Consider the following 10999-nt stretch of genomic DNA (forward strand, 5'->3'; position numbering starts at 1 on the left):
CTGCAGCCGGTAGCTGGCATGCTGATAGGCACAGCCGCCACATTGCCAGTAGTAGGGACAGGGTGCCTCCACCCGTTGCGGGGAGGCTTCCACGATGGCATGCAGCCGCCCCCGGGCAAAACTCTTCTTGCGCTGGGTGATCTCTATGTCCACCAGTTCTCCAGGAAGTGCTCCAGGTACGAACACCACCAGCCCTTCCAGTTTTCCTACCCCTTGCCCATCATGACTGATGCCGTGGATTAAGCACTGTGTCAAATCATTCACCTGCTTCATCGTTTAAATATTGTTCAGGAGACATAATCACAGATAAATTCAGAATTTTGCATTATGCTCATTTTATGCAGAATTGCTGTCAAAGATAAAATTATATGCTTTTTAAGCAAAAAGCAAAATAAAAGGGATAGATGCAACAAATAATGTGATTACCTGGATTATTATTGATAAAAGCACTTTCCCATTTTTCCTATATTTTTCCGAGAGCCAAATAATAAAAATTACCGATATAGGCAATCCCCAACATATTCCAAAACTCAAAAGCATCATAGCATATACAAATGTATTTGCACCGCTATCTGACATCATCACAGTTGGAATAATCGACACTAGTGCAAATAAGAATAGAGGAACTAATGCTATCCTTAACATCCAATTTAAAAGTAAACTTAAACGATTGGATGCTTGATTTCCGCTTGCCTCCTGCGTTAATGCTTTTTCATCAGCAAAAGATATATTTTTATGTTTCTGCCGTATTTTAACGTAAACATATGCTGCAAATAATGACAGTAAAAGAACCGCCAACAGAATAGAAACATTTAATATTGCATCCATATTAAGTTCCAAGGTTTGCTCACCCCGCTCATGACTTCACAATATCCCAAAATTGTTAAGGTGTATAAAATATAAATAATCTCCAACCCGGAACTGCTCACTAAATTCCTATTTATTATCGCATAAAGTACCTGTTTTGATGTTCAGAGAGCCTTATTTTGTTTTTCTTACGCCGTTTTCGTCTACCTCAAAGCCGTCTATTTGGGCGTTTTTAGCAAGGCATCCATTTGCTGTCGATTCGGAACCACTTGCCGGATACTATGATGCCGTCCTTGGTGAAGTAATGCTTGGCATTTCCATAGGAAATGATCAGCCTTTCGCGAAACTCCTGCATGATATTCCTATCGAGATGCCATAAACCCGCTAAAAAAAACAGACCCCCATGGATCTGGGGGCCTGGTGGTGAATATGTCTTTATTTCATTAATTCTTCAATTGAATTTATAGTAACATATGACGGTACTACCAAACCGATGCGGGCGTCTTCATAGCTCGGTCCCAAATCTTCCACCTTATCCTTGACTGCCTCCAAATAATCGCCATGGGTGATGGGCAGCCAGGCGGTGAATATGGCATCGCCTTCGCCGGCGGCCAGACCTTCATACATAGCCCCCGCTCCAACCGGTATCATTTCCACCTCATACCCCATAATATTTTGCAGCACATCAGCCATAACATGGGTTTCAGCCCTAGCACAAGCCCACTCCACATAGAGCAGCTTGACCTGGCCTTTGTCAAAGCTGGTAGTGGTTTGAGCAGCATCATATCCATCCGGAAGCCATCTGTTCACCAATTCCTGGTTTTCTTGCACCCACTTGCGGGCAGCCTCCTTGTCGTCGCCAATTTCTTCAGCCATAGCCATGGCTGACCCAATTTCTTGGCTGTCCCATTTGAACCTGTCACATACTGCGTAGACCTCGGGCATATCTGCTTTCAAACCTTGGCGCACTATGGTGTTAATGGTTTCTGCCTCACCGTATATCTCCTTAGGGTCCTCGAGGAACTTGAGATCCCAGCGGGCGAATTTCCAATGCGGAGTCCAGCCGGTTACAACCACCCATTCCTGGTTGTCAATGGCTTGTTTCAGGGCAGCCGCCATAGTGGCGTCACTTCCTTCAACAACTTCATAATCCAGCCCATACTGTTCAACAGCAGCATCCGTAGCCTTCATAAGGCCGGCTCCGGGATCGATGCCGATAATTTTGCCTTTAAACTGCTCTTTTACACTCTTATCCCCTGCATTGGGATTGTCCGCATTGTTCGAACACCCCCCCACAGCGAAAACCGCTATTATGGCCACAAGCAACAGTAATGCCATTCTCCGTTTCATAAACAACCATACCTCCTCTTTTTTATTTGCTCTTTCCTAGATTCTGGGTGATTCTATCCAGGATAATGGCAATCACTACGATAGCCACTCCCGCTTCAAACCCCATTCCGAATTTAAGCGTCTGTATGGCTCTCCATACCACACCGCCCAGTCCTTTGGCACCTATCATCGCAGCGATAACAACCATAGACAGTGACAGCATGATGCACTGGTTGATACCGGCTAGGATAGTTGCCCTGGCCAGGGGGAGCTCGATCTTGAACAACATCTGAAAAAAGGTGGAACCAAAAGATCTCCCGAGTTCAATTAATTCTTCCGGTACCTGCCTCAGTCCAAGATCGGTTAGCCTAATTACCGGTGGCATGGCAAAGATGATAGTAGTTAGAACCCCCGGAACGACGCCCAACCCAAAAAAGGGAATAGCAGGCAATAAATAAACAAACGCCGGTAATGTCTGCATGAAATCCAAAACCGGCGCAATGATTCGATGAGCAGTAAGGTTTTTTGCCGAAAGAATGCCTAGTGGGATCCCCACCACAGCACACAACAAGACAGCTGCTATTACCATGGATAAGGTTTCCATGGTAACCTCCCACAGTTTTACATTGTAGATAAAAAACAAACCGATTACAGAAAAAATAGCCATTTTTCTACCCGCAAGCCACCAGGCCAGGAGTGCGATTACGATGATGAACAATTCCGGAGGAATACTGATCAGAAGCTGCTGCAGCCCTTTGATCAAGCTTTCCATTTGATCGGAGAAAGCTTGGGTGGAGGCGCCCCAATGCCCCTGTAAATAATTGATTAGATCGTCAGTCCATCGGGCCAGTGGCAATCTCGGAATGCTATTCATGACTACCCCTCCTTTCACCGGCCAGGCCTGCGATCACCGATCCTCGCACCAATACGCCTTTCAATCTGCCTTGGTCATCAACAACCGCTAACGGCACCTTGGTATAGGCCAGGGTGTCCAAAAGGTCGGACAGCATAGTATCCGGTGCGGCAGTTGGCACTTCGGGGTTGATAATGCCGTCTAATTCCCTGATACCCGCTTCGACCAGAGCCGAGGCATCCTCAGCCTGCACATACCCCTGCAGGTGCCCGGCCCGGTCCGTAACAAATATAGTAGATAAGCCATGTTTTTCCATAAAGGTTAAGGCAGTTAGAGGGCCGTCTTTGGGATGAGCCACGGCACGGGGCTTGACCATCACAGCTGAAGCCGTCAAAGCCCGAGAACGATTGACGTTTTCCACAAAACGAGCTACATAATCACTGGCTGGTGAGAGCAGGATTTCTTCCGGACTTCCTATTTGCACGATCCGGGCGTCCTTCATCAAGGCGATGCGATCGCCTACTTTTAACGCTTCGTCCAGATCATGAGTGACAAACAATATGGTTTTTTGCAACTTCTGCTGAATAGCTAAGAGTTCATCTTGCATATCCTGCCTTATCAAAGGATCCAGTGCACTGAAAGGTTCATCCATGAGCAGTATATCGGGATCGGTTGCCAAAGCTCGGGCGATGCCCACCCGCTGCTGCATACCTCCGCTGAGATTTCCCGGATAAGAATCTTCCCAGCCTTTCAGACCGACCAGTTCTAAGGCCTGGAATGCTTTTTCATAACGTATGGGGCGCGGCTCGCCCTGCACTTCCAGGCCGTAAGCGATATTGTCTAAAATATTTCGATGCGGCAGCAAAGCGAAACGCTGAAAAACCATGGCTATCTTTTCCTGGCGCAGCACTTCCAAGCGGCGCGAAGACACTTTGTTCACGTCTTCTCCATCTATCACAATTTCGCCATCTGTTGCCTTGATGAGGCGGTTTATGCAGCGCAGCAAGGTTGACTTGCCACTGCCGGACAGCCCCATAATCACGAAACATTCTCCCTGCTCTACAGAAAAAGTGGCCTCTCTGACCCCGACTACCTGTTTGGTATTTTCGCGTATTTCCTGGTTGTCGCAGCCATTTCGCAGCATCTGCAGCGCTTTTTCAACATTATTTCCATAGATTTTGGTCAGATTGCGGACCTCTATTTTACCCACTGTTATCCCTCCCTTCATTCTGTCCGAATTTAAGGGTGCACTAAATTAACCCGTATGCAAAGGCATACCGGACTTGTCAATTAGTGGGTGATGACCATTCGATCCTGATAGATTAAAGAAGTAAATCAGGAAAAAGGGAAAGTCCTTCAAGTGATAAGTACGCAGGATTATTAAGAAGGAATAGAATTCCCCATTCTCCCCCTTTGAACGCTTACGAGGTTAGCTGACGGATTCGGGCTGTGGGCGGCCCTACCAGTTAACTGGATTCACCCCATATTTGGATCCCCCGCTTCCAGCCGGGTCTGCTGGAATTAAGCTTGAGAATGGCCGATTATGTTCGATTTTGTTAGAGTTTACATGATTATTATATTAAATATAACTTATTTCCAGCTAGTTGGACAAATAGCTCCAACATGGATAAGCCAGTTGTATCGGCCTTCTCATCAGCTGATATTGATTTGAGGCTATTTTTTGGCCTTTTTGGCCCTTATAAGGCCTTTAATGCCCATATTTAGAGCGCCGCCTTTGATCGCAGTCCCATGTATGCGGCAAGGCCGCTATGGAAATGATACAAATAGCAAAATTGCAGGAGGTCATATAATGGCAGACACTCGTATACAAATACTCGCCCAGGGTCCGATTATTATTGCCGGCCATGCCGATTTAATCGATGACCATGGCAACACCATACCCCGCCAGGAACCGGTGGCCTTATGCCGGTGCGGCCAATCCCAAGCCATGCCCTTTTGTGATGGCATTGAAAAAGGGCACATGAAAACCTGCGCCCGCGCTAAGGATATCCTCTAATATTTAACCGGGGACACCAAGACATTTTCTTATAAAAAGACTTGCTGTCTCCGGTTCATTCATGTCTTTACGCTATACTTCCCATTAATTCAGCATTAACCTCTTCATATCAGTACCCGGTCCTGAAGATAGCCATATCTGGCTGTTAATGCTTTAAAAACAGTGAAACAGCAGATCGAAAGCCGGGTTCTTCAAGAATAGCTCCGGCCCCCAGGTGCCGGTGCAGATTCAATTATGGACAGGGCTATTTTCGCGTTCAAATTGGGTTTGACAGCATACCTGATAATTGTTACCCTGCATACAGATGAGGAAAATTTATGAAAAGAAAGGGGCAAGTAGATTGAAAAGATGGATTGTAGCTTTATTGGTTTTGACCCTGATGCTCGGCAGCTTGGCAGGCTGCTCCAGTAAGAAAGAGGATCCCGGAACACCGACCGCCTCAACGACACCCCCGGCCCAGCAGACCGGCGACAACCGCTTGAAAGACATCATGGAAACGGCTCTTCAGGCCAAACAAATGTCATTTGAAATGGTGATGACTATGAGCGGTCAGGGAAGTTCCTTGAACACTCAGGGCAAGATGTATATCAGCGGTGAAAAACTCAGAATGGAGATGGAGGCTATGGGCATGAAGATGATCACTATCACTAATGCCCAGGGGGAAATGTACTTATATAATCCTGACCAAAAGACCGCGATGAAAATGACCACTCTCCAGGACTCCGCCGAGCTCCCCAATGAGTGGGTGAACGAGTCTGGCGATACTTCTAATCTGAAAGTGGTCGGTGAAGAAAACAAAGATGGTTATGATTGTCTGGTGGTTACTTCCACGGAGGGTAGCGACACCGCTAAGATGTGGCTGCGCAAGGATATCGGTATGCCGGTAAGAATAGAGCAAACCACCACCGAGGGTCCGGTTGTGATCGAGTATAAGAATTATCAGATTGGCCCTCAAGCAGAGAGCCTTTTTGAAATTCCCGCAGGGACAACCATTACCACTATGCCCAATATGCCCACCGGCAACTGAACCATAGCATTGCAGGACCAGGGGGACGGTTGCTCAGCACCGCTTCCCCCTTTCCCTAAACTTATGCCCTTTTGATTGACATGTTTTTGTATTTCCTGGTGATTTCTATCACTGCGTTTTCAGTGGGCATCCGTTCCCCGCTGGAGCCGGAAGCATAACCATCGGCGTCAGTACTGGCGATAGAGTACTGTGCGGTATCTACATCTGCAAATGGCCCGCCGTGAGTCAATACGAAAACCCTGGGGTTTATAGAACGGGCCGCCCGGCACATTTTTTGCACTTCCGCGGTGGCGGTCTCAATATTCATTACCCCCTTGGCTCCGGTCAGCCCCCCGCCGGTTACACCTACGATGGCTCCGATTACGTCTGCACCTGCCTCAGCCATGATCCGGGCTTCCGCTTCATTAAAAGCCCAGGCCACAGTGAACACATCCATTCTGCGCGCGGTTTTGATCAGCTCTTCTTCGCGGGAAAAGCCGATCCCCGCATCTTCCAATTGCCTGGCAAACTGCTCTCCATAAAGCCCTGCAAACGGTTCATTGGTAATGCCGGAAAAACCCAACAGCATCATTTCATCTATGATTTGCTCCAGGTTTAGCGCCGGGTTGTGCGCACCTATACCCGCAATACAGGGGGCTTTTTTTACTACCGGTATTATTTCCTGCGCCATTTTCTTAACACAGTCATTACAATCGTCATAGGGCATCCAGGCCAAAAGGGTAGGAAGCCCCATCATACGGTATTTGGCTGTGGAGTAAACCGCAACCAGGTCAGCTCCGCCCAGGTCGGCACATTTAGCAGTCAACCCCGTACCAGCTCCGAACATCAAGAGAGGCTGCCCCGCCTGGGATTGGGCCTGCAACCGCTCCACCACCTCATTGCGCAGATATTGTACAGCCATAGCAAGCCTCCTCGTGAAATATACTTAGAACGGGATCACATATGGCAAAGCGGATTTGTTGCCCTTGCTCCAGCTGCCTTGCAGCATTTCCAACAGCAGCCCTGCCATTAAGTCGGAGAAATCCGGATCATTCATGTGTTTATCCACCAGAATAACTTCGAGATTTTCTTTATTGGGATCGATTTTTGCCTTGAGGGCTTTCACATATTCAACCGAGCGCCGCGACCAGCGCGGGTTTTCCATGTCAGCGGCCCAGGTAGGACCGGATCCGGGCCCAGACCAGCCCAGTTCGATGTCAGGTGTGGCCAGATCACAAGCTCCCCAGCCTTGCATGGGCACACACAGTACGCTGGGGCCTTTGGCGGCATTCAGTTTTTGAGCCATGTGTTCGCCTATGCGATAAATCTCGTCCATTGATACCCCGATACAGGTTACGGTAGGATTGTGTTCATACAATCCCCGCCCCGGCTGGTCGGTCTCCTTTAGCAGCCTCTCCGGCACGGTATGCTTGGGCCCGAAATTAATTAAATCCAGTCCCCCCGGAGCCACTACCTGAGGGATGCCCAGATCCCCGGCAGCAGTCATGCGGTCGGGACCGGCCCCCAGCACTCCTCCCAACATCTCATCGCCGATTTCATGGGTGGTGATATCCAGGACCCCGGTTATATAACCGTCCCTGATCAGCTCTTCCATGGAACGGCCTCCGCTGCCTACCGCGTGATTGATGATAACATCATAGCCGGCCTTTTCCATAATAGACGAGGCCCGCAGCACACAAGGGGTAGTGACACCGAACATCATACAGCCGATCAACGGTTTTTCTTCAATGCCTTTCATAACAGGAGCCGACGCCATGCCCACAATGGCCCCGGCAGCATTATTGATAACCTGACGGGTAACCTTGTTTAGCCCTGCTTCAGCTATAGGGTACATCATGCAGATATCGCGGGTGCCGACATATGGCGACACATCCCCCGAAGCCATGGTGGTGAGCATGATCTTGGGAACGCCTATGGGAAGCGATTGCATTGTCCTGGTGGCTATACTGGCCCCCATTGAACCCCCATAAGCGATGATGCCGTCGAGCTTGCCGGCTTCTCGCAGTTCATCGACTAGTTTGATGGCGCCGCCGGCGATCAAATCGGAGGCCGCGTTACGGTCTAAAGCAAAGATATCTTCTTTTGTCTTGCCGACCCTTTTTACCACATCACTCAGACTTATGTCGGCCCATCCCACTTCATGGCCTACGCTCAGCTCCAGAATGGTGGGATTACCTCCCGCGGCTCTGACCCGCTCTGCCAAAAACTTGATTTCCTCCCCTTTGGTGTCAAGGATCCCCGCTACAATAATCTCTTTGTTCGCCAAATATTTTCTCTCCTTTTGTTAAAGGTTAACTTCCCCAGTTGCTAAACCAGATTAAATCCTGTTCCAATTTCATATGAGGAACCACCGGAGAAGTATCGGTCTGCAGGCAAAAGTCAAAATCATCTTTTCCGCCGATTTCAAGAAGCCTTTTTCCACTGGCTGATTCCCGGAAAGCCGCCCGGGCGTCAGGATACGCGATGGTTAAAGCTCCGGCGGCCTTGGAGGCATCAGAAAGCCTGAGAGTCACGCCTGATTCCCGGGCCAATACTTCCATCTCCCGCAAGAGATATCCGGCACAGTAAGCGTCATCGAGTACAAACCTCCCATACTGTCCGGCACATACCAGCGTGATTTCGCTTTGAGCCGCCCGGGCTGTGATCAGGGCAGCACCCACGCAGGCCTGCGCATTCAGGAGGCATCCAATAAATAGCTCCAAACACCCCCTGGCGGTGTTGATTACCCGGGTGCCATTGCTGGTACACAAGGCTACTTCCCTTCCTTGTACGGGAAAGCTCAATACTTCCGCAGGTGAATTTTCCATATCAAACCCGCTTAGCTTTATCCCCTGCCATTCGCCGCTGGTGAGCATACCCCTCTGGGCAGCCAATTGCCTGGTCTGTTCCTCCCCGGCCAGAGTATATACCCTTTGACAGCCTTTATCCAGGAGCGTTACTATGGTGCTGCTGGCCCTGATGACATCAATCACTATGCAAATGCTGTCATCTCTGGCCGGAGTATATTCACTTATTGAAAGGGTGGTATCCACAGCGATTATCATATCTGCCTCAATCTCACCTACCCCCTATTTCCGGTTATGCCCGGAAATGGCTGCTGAAACTGGTGATGCCCGGCCAGCTGCTTCTCACGGGCGACAGGCCAAAATCACTGCCGGTCTAATGCTTCTTGATGGAAATATTTTTGAACTGCTGACAGGCTTCTTTGAGCGGCACCTCGATAGGAATGCGCTCTATGCTGGAGGCCCCCAGGAAGCCGATTGACTCAGTGTGCTCGTAAATGTACCGGGTGTCTTCAGGATAGGCGATCGGTCCGCCATGCGAGAAGATCATGATGTCTTGGTACCCGCCCCGGGCCGCTTTGGTCATTTCATTTATCAGATTCGCCGATTTTTCCAGGGTGAGTTTATCCTCGGCATACTTGGAGCCGATCGAACCTCCGGCGGTCAGCCCCATGTGGCAGATCAATACGTCCAGCCCGGCCTGGCCTACCAGGCGGGCTTCCTCAACGTTAAAAGCATATCCCAGGGTGAAAAGGCCCAGTTCTTTGCCTATTTTTAATGTGTCTATCTCCACCGGGTAACCCATGCCGGTGTCTTCCAACTCCTGACGGAAGCGGCCGTCAATTAAGCCTACGGTGGGGAAGTTCATGATGGCTGAAAAGCCCAGGTGCTGCAGGTGCATCAGATAGGGGCGCATTTCCCTGGTGGGGTCGGTTCCGCAAATACCCGCGATCATGGGGGTTTCCTTTATCACCGGAAACACCCGGTGGGCTAGATCTATCACGATCTGGTTGGCGTCGCCATAAGGCAACAGCCCGGCCAGAGAACCTTTGCCATCCATGCGGAATAATCCGGAGTTGTAAACCCCGATCAGATCCACTCCGCCCTGCTCGGCGAATTTTCCTGATATGCCGGTGCCGGCGCCGGCAATTATGATAGGACGGCCTGCATCAGTGACCTCTTTTAGCCGGGCTTTAACTTGTTCCCTGGTGTATTGTTTTGCCATTTAAAAATACCTCCTTCATTAACCTTTAATATCAAAAATGCCGACCTCTTCCTCTTCCATGAGACCCCAGGCGTCGACCGCCGCCTGCAATTCAGGATGCTGCCTGGCTGCCTCAAACAGAGGGATTCCTGCTACTGCCGCATCAATCACCTGCCGCATCGCCCGGGCTCCCGCTACCGGGCCCATAGGGTGGCCGTGAATAGCACCGCCGCAGCCCATAATGCTGTCCGGCCCCAGATCCCTGTAAATAGCATGTACACAATTGGGCATCACCCCTCCGCCGGGCATAGGCAGAACAGGTTTGATATGGCACCAGGGATTCTCCAGGTGATGGCCGATCTGCAGGTAACGTTCGCGCAACAGGGGAAACTTGCCGAAGGGACTGGGATAAACCACCATATCTGCTCCGGCCAGGCGGGCCAGTTTACCCAGTATCAGATAGGAGCTCATGCCTGACACCGGGGATTCGTACATAGTGCCGGCAAAATCCAGATGGGCCATAATGGGAACATTGATCTCGGGATTTTCCGCCAAAGCCTGCAAGGCGGAGATTCCCACCGTCAGGTAGTTGATCATGATGGCGTTGGCTCCCGCATCGATGGCCTGCTTGGCGTTGTCCAAAACCTTGAGGGCCCCATCGGTGATATTGGGAGTGTATAGAACCCGGTGTCCGGTCTCTTCATAGTGCTGGCGGATTGCCTCCATGTATAATTTGATCCTCTGCTGACGCGGGTTGAAGGGAGGGTCGGCGATCAATTCGTCATCCTTGATAATGTCCACCCCGCCCTCCACGGCGCGTGAAAACAGGCGACACCCCACTTCAGGGGTGTATCCTGTACAGGGTTTGATCATATTGTTTAACAGCGGCCGATCATATACCCCCAGCAGATCGCGCACCCCTGAAACACCGAACTTTGGCCCTTTAAACTGGGCCAGGAAATCCGGCGGGAATTTGATG

At 50.0% G+C, this 10999-nt stretch carries 13 protein-coding genes and 1 riboswitch; of the genes, 2 read left to right on the forward strand and 11 right to left on the reverse strand.

All coding sequences use genetic code 11. The features are described 5' to 3' along the window. The 6 genes from B2633_RS10145 to B2633_RS10170 all read right to left on the reverse strand — a co-directional run. Positions 1-255: TRAM domain-containing protein (locus B2633_RS10145; protein WP_483170526.1), on the reverse strand; the 255-nt coding region annotated here is incomplete at its 3' end. Positions 256-375: 120 nt separating this feature from the next. After that, a complete protein-coding gene (locus B2633_RS10150; RefSeq protein ID WP_483170527.1) occupies positions 376-840 on the reverse strand; it encodes a hypothetical protein in 465 nt (154 codons plus the stop codon). A 199-nt stretch (positions 841-1039) separates the two neighbouring features. After that, entirely contained in the window at positions 1040-1162 is a 123-nt protein-coding gene (locus B2633_RS10155) for a hypothetical protein (RefSeq protein ID WP_483170529.1), read from the reverse strand. Positions 1163-1242: 80 nt separating this feature from the next. Then, positions 1243-2157, reverse strand: coding sequence for a glycine betaine ABC transporter substrate-binding protein (locus B2633_RS10160; RefSeq protein WP_481038699.1), 915 nt, complete (start codon positions 2155-2157; stop codon positions 1243-1245). Positions 2158-2179: 22 nt separating this feature from the next. Next, positions 2180-3010 carry an ABC transporter permease gene (locus B2633_RS10165; RefSeq protein WP_481038697.1) on the reverse strand — a complete coding sequence of 277 codons (831 nt, stop codon included), beginning with the start codon at positions 3008-3010 and terminating at the stop codon, positions 2180-2182. Next, positions 3003-4199, reverse strand: a complete 1197-nt coding sequence (locus tag B2633_RS10170) for a quaternary amine ABC transporter ATP-binding protein (protein ID WP_483170530.1) — start codon at positions 4197-4199, stop codon at positions 3003-3005. The genes B2633_RS10165 and B2633_RS10170 overlap by 8 nt, the downstream gene beginning before the upstream one ends. A gap of 193 nt (positions 4200-4392) precedes the next feature. Further along, positions 4393-4527, reverse strand: a riboswitch (cyclic di-AMP (ydaO/yuaA leader). Positions 4528-4799: 272 nt separating this feature from the next. Between B2633_RS10170 and B2633_RS10175 the strand changes: the two genes are divergently transcribed. Continuing rightward, positions 4800-5006, forward strand: a complete 207-nt coding sequence (locus tag B2633_RS10175) for a CDGSH iron-sulfur domain-containing protein (protein ID WP_481038693.1) — start codon at positions 4800-4802, stop codon at positions 5004-5006. Positions 5007-5346: 340 nt separating this feature from the next. Then, positions 5347-6033, forward strand: a complete 687-nt coding sequence (locus B2633_RS10180; protein ID WP_481038691.1) for a DUF4412 domain-containing protein — start codon at positions 5347-5349, stop codon at positions 6031-6033. A gap of 61 nt (positions 6034-6094) precedes the next feature. Here the strand turns inward: B2633_RS10180 and B2633_RS10185 are convergent, their stop codons facing one another. From B2633_RS10185 to B2633_RS10205, 5 genes are all read right to left on the reverse strand, one after another. After that, positions 6095-6934 carry a phosphoenolpyruvate hydrolase family protein gene (locus tag B2633_RS10185; RefSeq protein ID WP_483170531.1) on the reverse strand — a complete coding sequence of 280 codons (840 nt, stop codon included), beginning with the start codon at positions 6932-6934 and terminating at the stop codon, positions 6095-6097. Positions 6935-6958: 24 nt separating this feature from the next. Next, the gene (locus tag B2633_RS10190; protein WP_483170533.1) at positions 6959-8299 is read right to left on the reverse strand and encodes a Tm-1-like ATP-binding domain-containing protein; all 1341 of its coding nucleotides are present in this window, start codon (positions 8297-8299) and stop codon (positions 6959-6961) included. Between the two features lie 25 nt (positions 8300-8324). Continuing rightward, positions 8325-9077: a 2-phosphosulfolactate phosphatase gene (locus B2633_RS10195; RefSeq protein WP_483170534.1), complete on the reverse strand. Its 753-nt coding sequence runs from the start codon at positions 9075-9077 to the stop codon at positions 8325-8327. 115 nt (positions 9078-9192) lie between these two features. Continuing rightward, positions 9193-10041, reverse strand: coding sequence for a phosphoenolpyruvate hydrolase family protein (locus B2633_RS10200; RefSeq protein ID WP_483170535.1), 849 nt, complete (start codon positions 10039-10041; stop codon positions 9193-9195). Between the two features lie 18 nt (positions 10042-10059). After that, the coding region (locus B2633_RS10205) for a RuBisCO large subunit C-terminal-like domain-containing protein (protein WP_483170536.1) at positions 10060-10999 on the reverse strand (940 nt) is incomplete at its 5' end.

It is taken from the genome of Syntrophomonas sp. UBA1041, assembly GCF_002316705.1.
GTDB lineage: Bacteria > Bacillota > Syntrophomonadia > Syntrophomonadales > Syntrophomonadaceae > DTU019.

Excerpts from the sequence above, each read along its gene's own strand:
- B2633_RS10175 (WP_481038693.1), top strand. The coding sequence starts at position 4,800 with ATGGCAGACACTCGTATACAAATACTCGCCCAGGGTCCGATTATTATT.
- B2633_RS10155 (WP_483170529.1), bottom strand. The coding sequence starts at position 1,162 with ATGCAGGAGTTTCGCGAAAGGCTGATCATTTCCTATGGAAATGCCAAG.
- B2633_RS10200 (WP_483170535.1), bottom strand. The coding sequence starts at position 10,041 with ATGGCAAAACAATACACCAGGGAACAAGTTAAAGCCCGGCTAAAAGAG.
- B2633_RS10195 (WP_483170534.1), bottom strand. The coding sequence starts at position 9,077 with ATGATAATCGCTGTGGATACCACCCTTTCAATAAGTGAATATACTCCG.
- B2633_RS10185 (WP_483170531.1), bottom strand. The coding sequence starts at position 6,934 with ATGGCTGTACAATATCTGCGCAATGAGGTGGTGGAGCGGTTGCAGGCC.
- B2633_RS10165 (WP_481038697.1), bottom strand. The coding sequence starts at position 3,010 with ATGAATAGCATTCCGAGATTGCCACTGGCCCGATGGACTGACGATCTA.
- B2633_RS10160 (WP_481038699.1), bottom strand. The coding sequence starts at position 2,157 with ATGAAACGGAGAATGGCATTACTGTTGCTTGTGGCCATAATAGCGGTT.